The following is an 18,120-nucleotide window of genomic DNA, read 5'->3' on the forward strand; positions in this document are numbered from 1 at the left end:
AGGGTAGCGGCGCGCCGGGCGGAGCCGGACGCGCCCGGCGGCTCACCTTGCGATCCAGGCTTCGTCGAGCGCGTCGGACACGCCGATGGCGGTGGTGACGAGATCGCGCGCCGCCGGCCGGCTCACCACGACGCTGCGCATCTCGAAGAGCCAGCCGAGCGCGACCTCGTCGGCGAGCAGCGCCTGCACCTTGGCATAGGCCTCGCGCGCCGAGGCCTCGGAAATGGCGCCTGCGGCCTCCGCGAACAGCCGGTCGGCCTCCGCATTGGCATAGCCGTGGTTGTTCGCCGCCGGCGTTCCCTTGATGATGTTGGTCGAGAGATAGTGGCGGGCGACGCCGAGCGCCGGGTCGCCGTACTGGTAGGTGTAGTTGAGCGCCGCGTCGAAGTTCCAGTCGGAGACCGCCTGCGACCAGCCGGCGACATCGGTGGCCTGGATGGTGACGTCGAAGCCGATCTGGGCGAGCTGCTGCTTGATATATTCGGCGAGCCGGTCCCATTGCTGGCCATAGGGCAGCGGCAGCAGCCTGATCCTGAGGCTCGCCCTGTCGACGCCGGAGCGCTCGAGCAGGTCTTTTGCCAGCTTCAGGTCGTAGGCATATTGCGGCACATCGGGCGTGTAGAAGCGGGTCGAGGAAGATACCGCGCCGCGCGCCGGAGTCGCCCAGCCGAACCAGATGTTGCGGGCGATGAAGGTCCGGTCGAGCGCATGCATCACCGCCTTGCGCACCAGCTTGCTGTCGAACGGCGGGCGGCGCAGGTTCATCTGCAGGAAGGCGTGAGGCGCATACATCTCCTCGCCCTTGGTCGTGCTGATCACATTGGGCCGGGCGACGATGCGGCGGATCTCGAAACCTTCGGCATCGCCGCTGCGCAGCACGTCGACGATGCCGCGGTCGAAGGCGATGGCGCGCGAGGCGGCATCGGGGATGATGCGGAAATAGATCTCGTCGATGAACGGCCGCTCCGGCTTCCAATAGTCCTCGTTGCGGACGAGATGGATGTGCTGGCCGCGGCGCCAGGCCTTGAACTTGAACGGGCCGGTGCCGACGGGTGCCAGATTGGCCGGATTGGTGCGGTAGTCGGTGCCGGCATAGACATGTTTCGGCAGGATCGGCAGCGAGCTCAGCTCGAAGGCGTAGAGGAAGGCCGAGAACGGCTTCTTCAGGCGGAACACCACCGTGCCGCCGGGACCGGCCGCAACCTCGGCGACATAGGTCTCGTGGATCAGCCGCCAGCGCGGATGTGCCTCGCGCAGCAAGGTGCCGGCGCTGAACACCACGTCCTCGGCCGTGAACGGCTGGCCGTCATGCCAGCGCACATTGTCCTGCAGCGTGAACGTGTAAGTCAGACCGTCGGCGGACACCGCCCAGCTGCGCGCCAGAGAGGGACGCGGCTCGAGCTTTTCCGAATAGGTCAGGAGGCCCTGGAAGATCTTGCCGCCGATATAGATGGTCGGCGCCTGCAGGTTGAGTCCGAGGGCGAGCGTCGCCGGCTCCGGCTGCGCGATCAGGTTGAGCACGCCGCCGCGCAAGCGCGGTTCGGCGGCATGGAGCGGCATGGTCGACGCGGCAAGAACCGCGGCGCTGAAATGCCTGCGCGAAAGTCCGGTCATGGTCTGCCCCTCCCATCGGCATGAATGGATCCATCGGATGCGGCGGGCCGAGCCCGATCGCCCGTCCGCCTGCGCGGTCTGCCATTCGACCTGATGCGGGCGCACACAGCTGCAGCAGGGCGGGAAACCGGTCGTTTGCACGCCCTCGGCTCAAGCCGGGGCGTCCCGTTGGAACGAGGTCTAATGGGCCGCAGAACGAACCGGCTGTCAAGTGAATGGATCCAATAAATTTACATCGCGCCAAAACTACCCAATTTTTCAGGCGCATAATCAACTCATTGGATCCAATGACGTGAGCCGCCGGCTCGGCCTGGTTTGCGCGATCATGCCGGGCCCACGGGCGGAGGCCGGCCGGCACCGCGAGCCGGCCGGCCTCCTTCATCCGTCAGGTCTGCGCGAGGGCCTCGACGATCGCGCGGCCGACCGGCGCAAGGCGGCCGCCAGCTCCTGCCGACAGTACCGGCCGCGCCGGCAGCAGCGGCGGCTGGGCGAGGAAGCGCGGCGTCGTGCCGCGGTGCGGCTGCGCGGCATGGACGAGGAACGGATGGCAGAGATAGACCGTGCCCGCCGGGCCGGTCGCCAGCACCTCCTCACGATGCGCCGAGCCGGCAAAGCCGTCCGCCGCCAGCGCGCCGAGCGTCAGGCCGGCCTCCCCCGCCGGCGCGAGCTGCCGGGCGATGTCGCGGTGCGAGCCCGCCCGGATGCGGGTCGGCGCATCGTCGGGCCCGACATCCGAAAACAGGAACAGCATGAGCAGCGCCCGTCCGCGCGAGCCGACATTGGCGCGCCAGGCCATGAAGTCGGGATTGTCGAAACCGAAGCTGACATCGATGTGCCAACCGGCATCGCCCGGATCCTCGGCCGACGGAAACCGCACGGGGAAGGTGCCCATGCTGCGGCAGGCAAGCCAGCCGCCGCTGCCGACCAGCTGGTCGAAGGCCCGGTGCAGCACCGGCGTGTTGGCGCTGCCGACGAAGACGTCGTCCGTATAGTGTCCGAGCCGGACGACCGGGCGCGTCCAGGTGGCGGGGTCATCGGGATCGCAGCCCGTGTCGCGCCAGAGCCGCGCCCGCGCCGCCTCGGCCCGGGTGGCGGGAAAGGCCTCGTCGATCCTGACAAAGCCCTGGGTGATGAAGTGATCGATATCAGCGGCGCCGAGCGCGCGCGTCGTTTCGCCGGAATGCGGCATGGTGATGTCTCGCAACGATGGCCAGCAGCAAGGCCTCCGCTTCCTGGCGGGGCGGCTGGCGGGAAACCTGGCCGGACCGGCGCGGCCGTCCTGACCGCTTGGCACCAGATCCGGACGGGGCTGTCGCCCCTCTTCCAGCCCGCAAGGCGGGCAAGGCCGCGATCAGGCGAGGAAGAAGGCCGCGGCGCTGTTGCGAATGGAGAACATCATGGCGGCGGGACCATAGCCCGCCGCCGTCGGCCCGATCAAGCGCCGCTCGCCGGGGCCGCCGGCGCAGGGACGGGCGGCGCCTCGTCCGTCTCGGCCGCACGGTTTCCGCCGAAGCGCGCATGGAGCGCCGGCAGCACCAGCAGCGTCAGCAGGGTCGCGCTGATCAGGCCGCCGATGACGACGGTCGCGAGCGGCTTCTGCACCTCGGCCCCCGTGCCGGTCGCGACCGCCATCGGCACGAAGCCGAGGGAAGCGACCAGCGCGGTCATGACGACCGGCCTCAGCCGGGTCAGCGCGCCACGCAGGATCGCCTCGCGCTGGCCGAGCCCTTCCGCCAGGAGCTGCTTGATATAGGTCAGCATGACCAGGCCGTTCAGCACGGCGACGCCCGACAGCGCGATGAAGCCGACCGCGGCCGCCACCGAGAAGGGCATGCCGCGCAGCCAGAGGGCCGCGATGCCGCCGGTCAGAGCGAGGGGTACGGCGCTGAACACCAGCAGCGCGTCGCGCGGCGTGCCGAGCGCCGAATAGAGCAGCAGGAAGATCAGGAAGAAGCAGGCCGGCACCACCACCATCAGCCGCTGGCGCGCGGCCGCGAGGTTTTCGAACTGGCCGCCCCAGGTGACGTAATAGCCCGCCGGCAGCGGGATCCGCGCGACCTTGGCCTGGGCCTCCTCGACCACCGAGGCGATGTCGCGGCCGCGGACATTGGCGGTGACCACGACGCGCCGCTTGCCGTTCTCGCGCGAGATCTGGTTCGGCCCCTCGACGAAGGTGAGGCTCGCCACCTGCTCGAGCAGGATGGAGGTCGCCCGGCCCGTGCCTTCGGCGGCGATCGGCACCGGCAGGTGCTTCAGCTTCTCGATGTCCTCGCGGACCGCGTCCGGCAGGCGCACCACGACCGGGAAGCGGCGGTCGCCCTCGAAGATCACGCCGGCGTCGCGGCCGCCGAGCGCCGCGCCGATCACCTCCTGCACCTGGAAGGTGCTGAGACCCATGCGGGCGATCGCCGCCTTGTCGATGCGGATCTCCAGGAACGGCAGGCCGCCGACCTGCTCGACCTTGACGTCCTCGGCGCCGGGCGTCGCGCGCAGCGCCGCCGCGATCTGGTTGGCAGTCCGCAGCATCGGCTCGAACTCCTCGCCGAACACCTTGACCGCGAGATCGCCGCGCACCCCGGCCAGCAGCTCGTTGAAGCGCATCTGGATCGGCTGGGTGAACTCGTAGTTGTTGCCGACGAGCTGTTCGACGGCCGCCTTGATCTGCTCGATCAGCTCGGCCTTGGCCAAGCCGGGGTCCGGCCACTCGGCTTGGGGCTTGAGCATGATGAAGGTGTCGGAGGCGTTCGGCGGCATCGGGTCGGCCGCCATTTCCGCCGTGCCGGTCTTGGAGAAGACGTAGGCGACCTGCGGAAAGCGGCTCACCGCGCGCTCGACGTCGAGCTGCATGGCCTGCGACTGCGACAGCGAGACGCTCGGAATGCGCAGCGCCTGCATGGCGATGTTCTTTTCGTCGAGCTGCGGGATGAACTCCTGGCCGAGCCGGCCGAACATCAGCCCGGCGCCGGCGAGCAGCACGACCGACAGCGTGATCATCAGCGCCGGTCGGCCGACCGCGCGGTTCAGCAGCGGCGCGTAAAGGCGGCGCAGGCCGCGCACGAACATGTTGTCCTTTTCCTGCACGCGGCCGGTAATGGCGATGGCGATCATCGCCGGCACGAAGGTCAGCGACAGGACGAAGGCGGCGACGAGCGCGATGATCACGGTCAGCGCCATCGGCTCGAACATCTTGCCCTCGACGCCCGAGAAGGTGAGCAGCGGCACATAGACGAGGATGATGATCATCTGCCCGAACACCGAGGGCTTGATCATCTCCTCCGCCGATTCGATCACCGTGCTCAGCCGTTCGCCGAGCGTCAGCCTGCGGCCGAGCTCGTGCTGCCGTTCGGCCAGATGGCGCAGGCTGTTCTCGGCGATGATCACCGCGCCGTCGACGATCAGCCCGAAATCCAGCGCGCCGAGGCTCATCAGATTGGCGCTGATCCGGCCCTGCACCATGCCGGTGACGGTCAGCAGCATGGCGACCGGAATGACCAGGGCGGTGATCAGCGCCGCCCGGAAATTGCCGAGCATCAGGAACAGGACGAGAATGACGAGCAGCGCCCCCTCGGCAAGGTTCTTGGCCACCGTCTTGACGGTGGCATCGACCAGCACCGTGCGGTTCAGCACGGTCTTGGCCTCGACCCCCGGCGGCAGCCCGCGGCCGATCTCCTTCATCTTGGCGTCGACCGCCGCCGACACCGCCCGGCTGTTGCCGCCGATCAGCATCAGGGCCGTGCCGATGACCACCTCGCGCCCATCCTCGCTGGCGCTGCCGGTGCGCAGCTCGCGGCCGATGCCGATCTCGGCGATGTCGCGGATGCGGATCGGCACGCCGCCGCGGGTCGCCACCACGACATTGCCGATGTCGGCCATCGTCTCCAGGCGCCCGGCGGCGCGCACCTGGTAGCCTTCGCCGTTGCGCTCGACATAGCCGGCGCCGCGATTGGCATTGTTGTTCTCGAGCGCGGTCGCGACGTCGGTCAGGGACAGATTCAGCGCGGTCAGCTTCGCCGGGTCCGGCTGGACCATGAACTGCTTCTCGAAGCCGCCGATGACGTCGACGCCGGCGACCCCCGGCACGGTGCGCAGCTGCGGCCGGATGATCCAGTCCTGCACCGTGCGCAGGTAGGCCGCCCGCTCCACCTCGGTCGTCAGGCGCTGGCCTTCCGGGGTCAGGTAGCTGCCGTCGCGCTGCCAGCCCGGAGCGCCGGCCGCGGCGATCGTGCGCTGTCCCTCCGGCTTGAAATGCACGGCCCACATGTAGATTTCGCCGAGGCCGGTGGAGATCGGACCCATGCGCGGCGAGACGCCGACCGGCATGGTGCGCTCGGCCTCGCGCAGGCGCTCGCCCACCTGCTGGCGGGCGAAATAGATGTCGGTGCGCTCGGAGAAGACCGCGGTCACCTGCGAAAAGCCGTTGCGCGACAGCGAGCGGGTATATTCGAGGCCGGGAATGCCGGCGAGCGCCGTCTCCAGCGGAAAGGTCACCTGCTTCTCGACATCAACAGGCGACAGGGCCGGCGCCAGCGTATTGATCTGCACCTGGTTGTTGGTGATGTCGGGCACAGCGTCGATCGGCAGCTTGGTCAGCGACCAGATGCCGAACGCCGCCGCGGCGAACGTCAGGAGCACGACCAGCCAGCGCTGATGCACCGAGAAGGCGAGGATGCGGGCGATCATCGGAGCGGCCTCAGTGCGAGTGCTCGGCTTCGGACTTGCCGAGCTCGGCCTTCAGGAGGAAGGTGTTGGCCGTGGCGATCACCTCGCCCGGGTCGACGCCGAAGGCGATCTCGACAAATTCGTCATCCTCCTTGCCGATCACCACCTTGCGCCGCTCGAAGCCGGTTTCGGTGCGCACGAAGACCACGGGCGAGCCTTCCATGGTCTGCAGCGCGGCGCGCGGCACGCGCACGTCCACCTTGACCTGCTCGATCGTCACCTCGGCATTGACGAAGGTGCCCGGCCGCCAGGCCTGGTCCTTGTTGTCGATGATCGCGACCACGCGTGCCGACCGCGTCTCGGCGTTGAGGAGCGGATTGACGAACATCACCCGACCGACCGAGCGCCGGCTGGTGCCGGCCGCGCTGATGCGCACGGTGTTGCCTTCCTTGATCTCGGCGAGATCGCCGGTCGAAACGGTCAGCTCGACCCAGACCGAGGAGAGGTCGACCACCACGAACAGCTCCTTGGCCTCGCCCTCGCCGCCCATCGGTGTGCCGAGATCGACCAGCCGCTCGACGATCCGGCCGGTACCCGGCGCGCGGATCTCGTAGCGCTGGAGGCCGTTGACCGTCTGCTGCGACAAGCCGCGCACCTCCTGCTCCGAGACACCCAGCGCCGACAGCTTCTGGCGTGCGAGCCGCAGCCGCTGCTCGGCTTCGATGAAGGCGTTGCGGTCGCGCAGATATTGCTGCTCGGTCTGGACCTGCCGGCGCCACAGCGCTTCCGAACGCTCGAACAGCGTCTTCTGCAGGTCGAGATTGACCTGGGCGCTGACATATTCGCTCTTGGCGTCGGCCACCTCGCGGCTGTCGAGGATGGCGACCACCTCGCCCTGCGTGACGGTGTCGCCGAGCGTCTTGCGCAGCTCGGCCACGGTGCCAATCACTTTGCCGGCAATGCGCCAGATCCGCTCGCGGTCCGGGGTCACGAGGCCGGGCACGGCGAGGTGCCGCTCCAGCGTGCCGCCCTCGACTGGCGCCAGCGTGATGCGCGCCTGCTCGATGCGCGCCGCATCCATGCGCAGCACGCCCTCGGCTTCGCCGGCTCCGTGCCCCGCTTCGCCGCCTTCCGCCGGCGCGCTGGCATTCACCCCCTGCGGCGCCAGCACCCCTGCCAGCGTCAGCAGCCCGCGCGCGCCCTGCGGCACCTGCGGCACTGCGACGCTCAGGGCGATGCCGGCGGCCAGCGCCGAGGCCGCGATGATGATCGGCTTCATGAATCTGTCCTTGCACGGCCGGGCCGCCCGGTCCGGCGGCAAGCGAAAGCGGGGGAGCGTGCGGTCAGAAGGTGGCGCGCACCGTCGAGCCGCCGGGAACGGTGAGCTGGATCGCGCCCTTCGAACCCGCAGGAATCGGCGCCGGCGCCGTTCCGGTCAGCCGGGAACCTTCGCCCGCGGCGAGCGGGAACCGATGTGTCGTGCCGTTGACGACGATGGTCGCATTGCCGGCGAAACCGGCCGCCGGAATCGGCTGGGAGCGCTCGTTGCTGACGTAGACGACCACGTTGGTCGAGCCGTCGAGCACCACCTCGACATGGTGGCGCGCACCGGCATCCACCTTCCAGCCGCCGTTCGGGCCGCGCTCGGGGCCGCTCGCCAGGGCCGCCGTGGAAAGGCCGGCAGCCAGGACCGCGGCCAGGACATGTTTCAGCATGGGGAACATCCTCCGTGAACGGGCCCGTCACGGACCCCTCGCGCCGGACACGCGCCGGCAACGGACAGCGCGCCGCATGGCCGCTGCCGCAGCCGCGGAACGGCGGCCTGGCCTGAGGGATGTAATGGAGAAAGCGCGTCGGCGTATTTCGCCTCTGTAACGGAGTGTGACGGCGTCAATCGGACTGGCGCGGCAGCAGAACGGTGACCCTCAGTCCGCCTTCCGTACGGTTTTCCAGGCCGATGGTGCCGCCATGGGCCTGGATGATCTCGCTGGCGATGGTCAGCCCGAGGCCGAAGCCCCCGGTGTCCCGGTTGCGCGAACGCTCGACCCGCGTGAACGGCTCGAACACCGTGTCCATGTCGGCTTCGGGAATGCCCGGACCATCGTCCTCCACGGTGATCCGCGCCTTGTCGTGTTCGGCGCGCGCGGCGATGCCGGCGCGGCCGCCATATTTGATGGCGTTCTGGACGATGTTGGTGATCGCGCGCTTCAACGCCAGATGACGTCCGCGCACGACGATCGAGCGCGGCGACTGAAGGCTGACCTCCGCTCCTGCGTCCTGGGCGTCGGCGGCGATGGTGCCGAGGATCGCGACGAGATCGACCGGCCGCAATTCCTCCTCCGAGCGATCGCCGCGCAGATAGCCCAGCGTCGCGTCGATCATGCTCTCCATCTCCGTGAGATCGGCCGCGATCGCCTGGCGCGTCTCGGCATTGCCGACCTCGTCGAGCCGCATCCTGAGACGCGTCAGCGGCGTCTTCAGGTCGTGCGAGACGGCGGCAAGCGCCTGCGTGCGCGCGCCGACGAGGCGGCGGATGCGCGCCTGCATCTCGTTGAATGCCCGGGCGAGGGTGCGGATCTCGCGCGGCCCGGTCTCGGGCACCGGCGCGCGGTCGGTGGAACTGTAGAGCGTGCGCGCCGCCTTGGAGAACAGATCGAGCGGCCGGGTCAGCCAGCGGATCAGGAGAATCGTGACGATGACGACGCCGAGCGCCATCAGGCTGGTGGACAGGATCGCGCTGTCGGACCGGACGTGCAGCCCATGGGCCGGCACCAGGTCGACATTCAGCCAGGACCCGTCGGAGAGCTTCATCGAGATCGAGGCCAGATGGCTCGTCGTGTCCAGCCGGTCGACACCGACGATCAGGTCGCCTTCGACGAAATCGGTCTTCAAGGCGATCAGCCGCTCGCGCAGGCCGTTCCAGGTCGACATGACCCGCTCATTGGCCACGGCATTCGGCTGGCGTCCCCAATGCGCTTCGATGACACCGCCGGCGAGGTCGTGGGTGATGCCGTCGCGGTCGCGTTCCGGCGCGTGCAGCACGGCGCGATAGATCGAGATGATCCGATCGGCGAGCTGCTTTTCGCTGGCCAGCACCGCCTCGTTGTTGAGGGTCGCCTCGTAGTACCAGAGGCTGGCGCCCTGGACGGTCACGATCCCGAGCAGCAGGACGATGACCGTGCGCCCGACCAGGGTCTCGAACAGCCACCTCACGCCTTGGCGACCTCGGGAACGAAGAGATAGCCGAGACCGCGCACGGTCTTGATCATGTCGGGGGTGCCGTCGCCGCCGAGCTTGCGCCGGAGCCGGCTGACCTGCACGTCGATCGAGCGGTCGAACACCGAGGAGACACGGTTGCGCGCCGCATCCAGCAGATGGTCCCGCGAGAGCACGCGCTGGGGCGCCTCGACGAAGGACAGGAGAAGATCGTATTCGCCGGTCGAGAGATCGACGACCACGCCCTGGTCGTTGACGAGCTCGCGCCGGCGGGTGTCCAGCACCCAGCCGTCGAAGGTGAAGCGCCAGGAGGGATCGAGCCGGGTCTCACCCTGGGCCGTGGTCCGGCGCAGCACGGCGCGGATGCGCGCGGCGAGCTCCCGCGTGTTGAACGGTTTGGAAATATAGTCGTCGGCCCCGAATTCGAGGCCCAGCACACGGTCGAGATCGTCGCCGCGGGCGGTGAGCATGACGATCGGGATGGCCGATTCCGCGCGCAGCTCGCGGCAGAGTTCCAGGCCGCTGATGCCCGGCAGCATCAGGTCGAGGACGATGAGGTCGACGCTCGTGGACTTCAGTGTCTCGCGCATTTCCCGGCCGTCGCGCACCGAGGTGACACGGAAGCCGGATTCGCGGAGGAACTTGGTGACGAGCCGGCGGATCTCGCCATCGTCGTCGACCAGGAGGATATGCGGTTCGCTCATGGGGTCTCGCAACGAGAGGATGAGGGGGCGCCACCGGCACCCGGCACCCAGCGACCCTACAGTGCGAAACATGAGGACATGTTTCCCGATTGTTACGGATTGTACGGCGCGTTCGCCGAAGGGTCGAGCCGGACCCGCCGCCGGCGGCGACGGCAGGCCCGGCCACGCCGATCGGCCCGGTCAGTGATGGCGGTGGATCGCGATCACGCGGTTGCTGCCGTCGACGATCACATGGTTGTTATTGACGTGGATGTAGCGCTGGCCGCGGAAGCGCGGATGGCCCTCGATCGCATGATAGGTGAGGTTGCCGGCGAGCTGCGAGCCGACCGTGATCTCGCCCGGGATGGTCTGGGAGGGCGCCGCGGTGCGGCGGATGTAGCCGTCGAGGAAGGCCCGTTCCTCGGTCGAGTAGGACTGCGCGGCATCGCTGGCGCCCTGCGCCAGCACCGGCTGGGCCGCCATGGCCGGCGCCGCCGCCAACAGCGTCAACGCCAGCAAACGTGCGGGAAGTGACATGATTTTCTCCGTTCTCGACCCTGAATCCAGGTCGTCACGGACGAAAATGCTGGACGCTCCAATGTCGTTCAACGCTTATATTACAACATTATATTTCGACATCGTCCGAATACATTTGGCAACAATCACGCGTGCGAGCGAGGCTGATCCATGTCCTCCGCGTTTTGCAGAAGGGCTGCGACCCGCGCACGCACATGGCGCACCTCGCCGATGAGCGCCCGGACCGCCGGCTTGACCGGCCAGCGGGTACGGACCGCGTAGCACATCACCAGCGGCTCCAGCACCTTGACCTCGTTCAGCACGGTGAACCGCTCGCGGAATCGCGGCGTCCGCGCGAATTCGCGGGCGACCAGGCCGATCGCATCCGACGAGGCGACGATGCGGCGCATCAGCGGGAAATGGTCGGTCATATGCAGCCGGTCGCTCGGGCGATGGCCGTGGCGCTCGAACATCTCCTGGATGATCGATGTATAGGGCTCGGACGACGACGGCACGACGAAGTCGTAGCGGATCAGCATGTCCTCGCCGATCGGGTGATGCGCCAGGATCGGGTGGTCCTGGCGCACGAAGGGCACGATCTCGGCCGAGGCGATCGTTTCGCACCGGAGCTGCGACCAGACGCCGAAGGCCGCTTGCAGGCCGAAGGCCACGTCGATGTCGCCGCGCGACAGGAGCTGGACACCTCGCTCGCTGTTGCCGGTGAGGATCTCGATCCGCACGGCCGGATGCCGCCGGATCAGCGCGATCAGCGGTTCGGTCAGCAGCCAGTCCATCGAGCCCGGAAACAGGCCGATGCGCAGCGGCCCCTTGTAGGGGTCGGCGCGGCGTTCGGCTTCGCCCATCAGCTCGGCGGCATCGGCCAGCAGGCGCGCGGCCCGGTCGATGAAGTCGCGCCCTTCCGCCGTCGGCAGCGCACCGCGCGAGGTCCGATGGAACAGCGCAAAACCAAGGCTGCGTTCGAGATCCGCGACGCTTTTGGTCACGGCCGACTGGGTGACGCCGACGGCATCAGCCGCCCGGGAGAAGGAGCCGAGGCGGCCCACGGCCACGGCATGTTTCAGGCGAGGGTCGAACATCGGCATTCCCCGCAGGAATGATGAAGCGGCAGAATGAATTAGCTCGCGCGGCCGACCGATGCCAGCCCGCCGATCGGCGCGGAATGGCAGGCCCGCCGGTCACCGCGTTGGGCACATCGCGATCGCGGCCCGCGCCAGCCCGGCCCGCATCGAAAACCGAAGACCGATCGCCATGGCTGCCCGCCGGTCCGGCCCGTTCGCCGCCTGCATGCCCTCGCAATGCCGGCAGCGGCCCCGGATCCTCCGTGGCATGCCGTTCGCCGGCTGGCCGGCCCCCCCGCGCTTCAGCGGAACGCCTGCACGCCCGTCAGGACGCGCGCGATGATCAGCTTCTGGATCTCGGTCGTGCCGTCGGGGATCGGGCAGATGATCGCCTCGCGCGCCAGGCGTTCGACGATGAAGTCGCGGGTGACGCCATTGCCGCCATGGATCTGCAAGGCATCGCGCGTCGCCGCGATGCCGATCTCCGTCGCATACCACTTGGCCATGGCGCATTCGCGTTCCGCGCGCATGCCGGCTTCGACCAGCCCGATGGCGCGATGGGTCAAAAGCCGCGCCGCGTCGATCTTGGTGGCCATGGTGGCGATCTTGTCGGCGACCAGCTGGTGCCCCGCGATCGGCTTGCCGTGCTGGACGCGAGCCTTGGCATAGCCGATCGCTTCCGTCATCGCGCGCCTGGCAATGCCGATGCTCCACATGGCCATGTGGCAGCGGGCGATCTCGAAGAGCTGGAGCGTGTTGCGCAGGCCGGCGCCGAGCTCGCCCAGCGTGTTGGCCACCGGCACGCGGCAGTCGGTGAGGAAGATCTGCGCCGTCGACTGGCCGTTCAGCGCCATCTTCTCGATGTTGCGCGCCTCGTAGCCGCTCTCCTCGCGGTCGATCAGGATATGGCTGATCTCGTTCTCGGCCGTCCGGCAGGTGCAGATGAACAGGTCGGAATAGGCGCCGTTGGTGATCCAGGTCTTTTCACCGTTGATCACCCAGTGGTCGCCGTCGCGCACCGCCCGCGTCTTCACCGCGGCGACGTCGGAACCGACATCCGGTTCGGAAATGCCGATCGCGATGAACTTTTCGGCGGCGACGAGGTCGGCGAGATAGCGTGCCTTGATCGCCTCCGATCCGAGCCGGCGGACGAGCTCCGCGCCGCAGGCGTTGATGAAGCCGGGAATGGCGACGTCGAGCGAGGAATAGGCGATCTCCTCGAAAACGAGGAGATGGGTGAGCCAGCCGAGGCCGAGCCCGCCCCAGCGCTCCTCGTGCGGCGCCGTGACATGGCCGAAGGTGGTCAGCGCCTGCGTCCACTGCCGCATCAGCGGTTTCGGAATGAAACCCTGGCCATGGGCCCGGATCTCCGGTTCGAGCTTGTTGTCGAGAAAACGCCTGAGGCTCTCGACCACCATCGTCTGCTCTTCGGACCGCTCCGGGATCATGGCTCTCGTCCTCGATGGAGTTGCGGGACCGCTGAACGGCTCAGCGGCCGAGAATGGTGACGGCGGTCACCGCCTCCTCGACGCCGACAATGCCGCCGCCGTTCTGGGCAATGCCGAGCCGGGCGCCCGCCACCTGCCGGCCGCCGGCCTCGCCGCGCAGCTGCAGGGTGAGCTCGTGGACCTGCGCGAGCCCGGTCGCGCCGATCGGATGACCCCGGCATTCGAGGCCGCCGGACGGGTTGACCGGGATGCGGCCGCCGATTGCCGTCTCGCCGCGCTCCGCGGCTAGGCCGCCCTCGCCCGGCCGCACCAGCCCGAGCGCCTCGACCTCGATCACCTCGCCGGTCGCCGTCGCGTCATGCACTTCGGCGACGTCCATCTCGGACGGTCCGACGCCGGCGAGCTCATAGGCGCGCGCAGCGCCGAGCCGGCTGACATGGCGGTCATAGTCGGTCGGCTGGCGCTCCGAACCGGTCTGCAGCACCGAAGCGAGAATGCGGACGGCGCGGTCGCGCCCGCCGCCGAGCCGCTTCAGGCCGGTTGCGTTGCAGATCACCGCGGCCGCCGCGCCGTCGCTGATCGGCGAGCACATGGGCAGCGTCAGCGGATAGGCGATCGGCGCGGCCTTCAACACCTCCTCGACCGTGAACGGCACGCGGTACTGCGCGAGCGTATTGCCGGTCGAATGTACATGGTTCTTGGCCGCGACGGCGGCGAGCTGCGCCTGCGTCGAGCCGTAGGTGCGCATGTGCGCGCGCGACATGGCGGCGTAGACGTCCATGAAGATACTGTAGGGCTGCGTCGACATGGTGCCCTCGGGCACCGCGACGCCTTCGCCCATGGCGAGCAGGATGTCCCGGTTCGCCTCGGTCTCGTGCACGTCCCAGGCACCGTCGAAGGCACCGAACATGCGCGCCCTGTCGGTCGAGAACATCTTTTCCGCGCCGAGCGCCAGCACGATGTCGGCTGCGCCGGAACGGACATAGGCGGCTGCGAGATGCAGCGCCGTGCTGGCGGTGGCGCAGGCATTCTCGACATTGATCACCGGCACCCTCTCGATGCCCATGGCGCGCGCGACGATCTCGCCGCGGATCATGTCCTGGCCTTCCATATGGCCCTGGACGCAATTGCCGAAGAACACCGCCTCGATGTCGCGCTGCGCCGCCCCCGCATCGGCGAGCGCCAGGCCGGTCGCCTCGGCGCCGAGATGTTTCAGGCTCCGGTCGAGCTGCTTGCCGAAGGCGGTCATGCCGACGCCTGCAATGAAGATATCCGTCATGATCGCGTCCTGTCGTCCTGATGTCCCACAGCTCACCGGCCAGTGAACCGCGGCTTGCGCTTCTCGCGGAAGGCATCGAGCCCCTCGCGCATGTCGGCCGAGCCGGCATAGGCGGTGATCACCTCGATCTCGCGGGCGAGGCCCTCGGCGAGCGGCAGGTCGGTCGCGGCCGCCACCAGCTCCTTCATCCGGGCAAGGCCGAGCGCGCTCTTGTCGGCGAGTGCAGCGACGAGGTCGCGCGTCGCCTCCATGAGCCCGTCGCCGGGCACCACGGTATTGACCAGCCCCGCCGCGCGCATCTCCTCGGCGCTCGCGAACGTGCCGGTCATCATCAGGTATTTGGCCCGCGTCGGCCCAATCTTGCGCGGCAGTCGGATCGAGCCGCCGCCGCCCGGCAGCAGGCCGTAATTGGCATGGGCGTCGCCGAACTGCGCGCTGTCCGCGGCGATCACCAGATCGCAGCACAGGACGAGCTCGAGGCCGCCGGCAAGCGCAAGGCCGTTGACCGCGGCGATGACCGGCAGCCGCGACGCCTCGAGCCGGTCGAACGCGCGGCCGATGACCGGCAGCAGCGCGGCGATCCGCGCGGCGATCGCCTGTCCGTCCGCGGCGCTGCCGATGCCAATCAGGTCGGCGCCGGCGCAGAAGGCGCGGCCCGCCCCGGTCAGCACCACGGCGCGGATGGCGGGATCGGCCTCGGCGAGGTCGAGCGCGCGGCCGAGCTCGCGGCCAAGCGTCGGCGTCAGGCTGTTCAGCGCCGCCGGCCGGTTCAGGGTGATCCAGAGCGCGGCGCCGCGCCGCTCGACGATGATCTGTTCGAAGGACACGCGAAGAACCTCCTGATCGCCGGCCGTGCCGGCATGCGGGATCGGCGGCTGGCCGTCAGGCGCCGGAAATGCGGCGCTCCTGGCCCGCCCAGTAGGGCTCGCGCAACTTCGAGCGCAGCACCTTGCCGACATTGCTGAGCGGCAGCGGCTCGGTGGTGACGACCACCTTGGACGGCTTCTTCATCGAGCCGAGCCGCTCGGCGACGAGGTCGATGATCTCCTGCTCGGCGAGCTCGGTGCCCGGCGCGACCACCACCATGGCCAGCGGCGTCTCGCCCCATTTCGGATGAGGGATGCCGAACACCGCCGCGGCCTGCACCTTCGGGTGATCCTGGATGACGTTTTCAAGCTCGGCCGGATAGATGTTGAAGCCGCCGGAAATGATCATGTCGTTGACGCGGTCGAGCAGGTAGAGAAAACCGTTGCCGTCGATCGTGCCGACATCGCCGGTCCTGACCCAGCCGTCGACCAGACGCTTTTCGGTCTCGGCCGGATCGTTCCAGAAGCCGTCCATCTGGCGCGTCGCGACGCGCACCACGATCTCGCCCTCCTCGTTCGGCCCGAGCACGCGGCCGTCCGGATCGCGGATCTCGATCTCGGTATCGGCGAGCGGCCGGCCGACCGCGCGCAGCGGCGCCGATCCCTCGATGCGGGCGAACCAGTCCTTCGGCCCCATGGCCGCGACCACCAGCGCCTCGGTCTGGCCATAGGCCGAGTGCATCGCCGCCGCGCCGAACACCTCGGCGGATTTCAGCGCCGTGCGCTCCGACAGCGGCGCCGAACCGATCATCAGCGCCTTCAGCTTGGGGAACCGCCGGCCATAGGCCGCCGGCTGGGCGACGATGGCGTTGAGCATGGTCGGCGCCACGAAACCGTAGCCGATCTCCTCCTTGTCCAGCGTCGCCAGGAACGACAGGGGTTCGAAAGCGTCGATCATGACGTTGCGGCCGCCGACCGCCCAGAACGGCGAGAACATGAAGCCGGAGGCATGCGACAGCGGCCCTGTATGCAGCACGGCATCACCCAGCTGGGCCTTCGGCGCCGGCTCGAGGAACGAGGCGCAGATGGCGAGCCAGTTGCGGTGGCTGTAGGCAACGCCCTTCGGTTTTCCGGTGGTGCCCCCGGTATGGCGGATGACGCAATACTGCTCCGGCCGGACCGGGGGATCGGGATCGCGGTCGGAGGCCGCGGCCAGCCAGCCCTCATAGTCCTTGTCGCGGACGACGATGCGCTGGAGGTCGGGCAGTTCGGCATCGAGGCCGGCGAGCTCCGGCAACAGCGCCTCGTCGACGATGGCGAGCCGCGCCCCGGTATTGCCGATCATCTGGGCATGGGATTCGCGCCGGTTGCGGGCATAGAGCGGCACCCGGATGAAATTGCCGATCGCCGCGGCGAGATAGATGTCGACCGCCTCGACCGAATTCTTTTCGAGCGTCGCGATCCGCTCGCCGGGCTTCAGGCCGAGCTCGGCCAGCGCATTGGCAAGCCTCACGCCGCGCGTCCAGGCCTCGCCATAGGTCAGCCGGCGCGTGCCGTGAACGATCGCTTCCCGGTCGGCGAAGTAGCCGGCGGCGCGGCGCATCTGCGTGCGAAGGTCCATTGGCCCTGGCTCCCCTGTGCCGTGAGCCGCCTCTTCGCGGGCAGCTTCTTTCATCGCGGCGTCATCGTCGGCCGCGAGGAGCCAATCGTCCAATTCAATATTTTCCCGTTCTATTCCTAAAGGTCATGGCCCGTCGCGTCGTCCCGCCGACCCCGGCGTCACTCCTGACCGGGTCAGGCGATCTCCGGCTGCGGCGACCACCGCGCCGCCGACGATCAGGAGGGCGCCGACGACGAGATCCGGCGTCAGCGGTTCGGAGAGCCAGAGCGCCGAAAGGGTGATGCCGACCACGGGCCCCATCATCAACCCGATGGAGGCGACCACGGCCGGCAGGCGGATCTGCACCTGCATGGTGCACCACACCCCGAGCGGGCCGGCCAGCAGACCGAGCGCGGCGAGCACGGCAAGATTGGTCCCGTCCCAATGCCCGACCGGCTGCAGCATGGCGAAGGGCAGCATGGCAAGACTTGCGAGCCCGAAGCACCAGGGCATCAGGTCGAGCACCGGACGCTGCGGCGGCGAGCGTCTGATGACCACGATGGCGGTCGCCCAGACGAGGGCCGCGCCGAGCAGGAAGGCCGTGCCGACGAGCGCCGGCGGCGAGCTCCAGTCCGTGCCCCAGGGTCCGGCCATCACCACAAGGCCGGCAAGGCTCACCGCCACCGCGAACCAGCGGATGGGCGGAATCGCCTCCTTCAGCACGACCAGCGACAGCGGCACGACCCAGAGGGTCGTCGCATTCGAGAACAGCGCCGTGCGGCCGGCCGGGATCCAGGCGAGAGCCGCATAGGACAGGGTGAAATAGGCGGCGATCTGCAGCAGTCCGAGCATCATGACGGCCGGCAGATCGGCCCGGCCGGGCGGGCGCAGCCGGCCGAGCGCGATGAGGACCGCGGCGGTCGCCAGCGCCGACAGCGCGGTGCGGCCGCAGGCGAGCCACAGGGGCGCGGCGCCGCCCATGACCGCGAAACGGCTGACCGGCCAGCCGATGCCGAGCAGCAGCACGGCGCCGGCAAGGGCGGCGAGGCCGGATGCGAGACGCGCCGGCGGGACCGATGACTGTGGGGCGGCTTGCGACATGGCGTCCGGTCGGGGGGCCGGCCATGCGGATATGACAGCCGTTCGGAACAACAGGCTGACGGAGACGGCTTCCCGGAACCAGCGCGCGGCCGTCATATCAGGCCATAGGAAACGGAGTA

14 protein-coding genes are annotated in these 18,120 nt (G+C 68.9%); all 14 read right to left on the reverse strand.

What is annotated here, in order from left to right; translation table 11 throughout:
• Nucleotides 1-42: 42 nt before the first annotated feature.
• Complete coding sequence (locus tag OZ671_RS15405) at nt 43-1,614, reverse strand: ABC transporter substrate-binding protein (protein WP_268861568.1); 1,572 nt, start codon at nt 1,612-1,614, stop codon at nt 43-45.
• A 385-nt stretch (nt 1,615-1,999) separates the two neighbouring features.
• Entirely contained in the window at nt 2,000-2,803 is an 804-nt protein-coding gene (locus OZ671_RS15410; RefSeq protein WP_268861569.1) for a phytanoyl-CoA dioxygenase family protein, read from the reverse strand.
• Nucleotides 2,804-3,048: 245 nt separating this feature from the next.
• Nucleotides 3,049-6,294, reverse strand: coding sequence for an efflux RND transporter permease subunit (locus tag OZ671_RS15415; RefSeq protein WP_268861570.1), 3,246 nt, complete (start codon nt 6,292-6,294; stop codon nt 3,049-3,051).
• Nucleotides 6,295-6,304: 10 nt separating this feature from the next.
• Nucleotides 6,305-7,552 carry an efflux RND transporter periplasmic adaptor subunit gene (locus tag OZ671_RS15420; protein ID WP_268861571.1) on the reverse strand — a complete coding sequence of 416 codons (1,248 nt, stop codon included), beginning with the start codon at nt 7,550-7,552 and terminating at the stop codon, nt 6,305-6,307.
• Between the two features lie 64 nt (nt 7,553-7,616).
• A complete protein-coding gene (locus OZ671_RS15425; protein ID WP_268861572.1) occupies nt 7,617-7,988 on the reverse strand; it encodes a hypothetical protein in 372 nt (123 codons plus the stop codon).
• Nucleotides 7,989-8,163: 175 nt separating this feature from the next.
• Nucleotides 8,164-9,486, reverse strand: coding sequence for an ATP-binding protein (locus OZ671_RS15430; protein ID WP_268861573.1), 1,323 nt, complete (start codon nt 9,484-9,486; stop codon nt 8,164-8,166).
• Complete coding sequence (locus OZ671_RS15435) at nt 9,483-10,193, reverse strand: response regulator (protein ID WP_268861574.1); 711 nt, start codon at nt 10,191-10,193, stop codon at nt 9,483-9,485. Before OZ671_RS15435 ends, OZ671_RS15430 begins: the two co-directional genes overlap by 4 nt.
• 180 nt (nt 10,194-10,373) lie before the next feature.
• The gene (locus tag OZ671_RS15440) at nt 10,374-10,709 is read right to left on the reverse strand and encodes a hypothetical protein (RefSeq protein ID WP_268861575.1); all 336 of its coding nucleotides are present in this window, start codon (nt 10,707-10,709) and stop codon (nt 10,374-10,376) included.
• Nucleotides 10,710-10,834: 125 nt separating this feature from the next.
• Complete coding sequence (locus tag OZ671_RS15445; protein WP_268861576.1) at nt 10,835-11,785, reverse strand: LysR family transcriptional regulator; 951 nt, start codon at nt 11,783-11,785, stop codon at nt 10,835-10,837.
• A gap of 284 nt (nt 11,786-12,069) precedes the next feature.
• The gene (locus OZ671_RS15450; RefSeq protein ID WP_268861577.1) at nt 12,070-13,215 is read right to left on the reverse strand and encodes an acyl-CoA dehydrogenase family protein; all 1,146 of its coding nucleotides are present in this window, start codon (nt 13,213-13,215) and stop codon (nt 12,070-12,072) included.
• Nucleotides 13,216-13,255: 40 nt separating this feature from the next.
• Nucleotides 13,256-14,494, reverse strand: coding sequence for a thiolase family protein (locus tag OZ671_RS15455; protein ID WP_268861578.1), 1,239 nt, complete (start codon nt 14,492-14,494; stop codon nt 13,256-13,258).
• Between the two features lie 32 nt (nt 14,495-14,526).
• On the reverse strand, nt 14,527-15,321 hold the full coding sequence (locus tag OZ671_RS15460) for an enoyl-CoA hydratase/isomerase family protein (RefSeq protein WP_268861579.1): 795 nt from the start codon (nt 15,319-15,321) through the stop codon (nt 14,527-14,529).
• A 55-nt stretch (nt 15,322-15,376) separates the two neighbouring features.
• Nucleotides 15,377-16,921, reverse strand: a complete 1,545-nt coding sequence (locus OZ671_RS15465) for a class I adenylate-forming enzyme family protein (RefSeq protein ID WP_268861580.1) — start codon at nt 16,919-16,921, stop codon at nt 15,377-15,379.
• A 123-nt stretch (nt 16,922-17,044) separates the two neighbouring features.
• A complete protein-coding gene (locus OZ671_RS15470; protein WP_268861581.1) occupies nt 17,045-18,001 on the reverse strand; it encodes a DMT family transporter in 957 nt (318 codons plus the stop codon).
• Nucleotides 18,002-18,120 lie beyond the last annotated feature (119 nt).

The organism is Phreatobacter sp. AB_2022a (assembly GCF_026847585.1).
Lineage (GTDB): Bacteria > Pseudomonadota > Alphaproteobacteria > Rhizobiales > Phreatobacteraceae > Phreatobacter.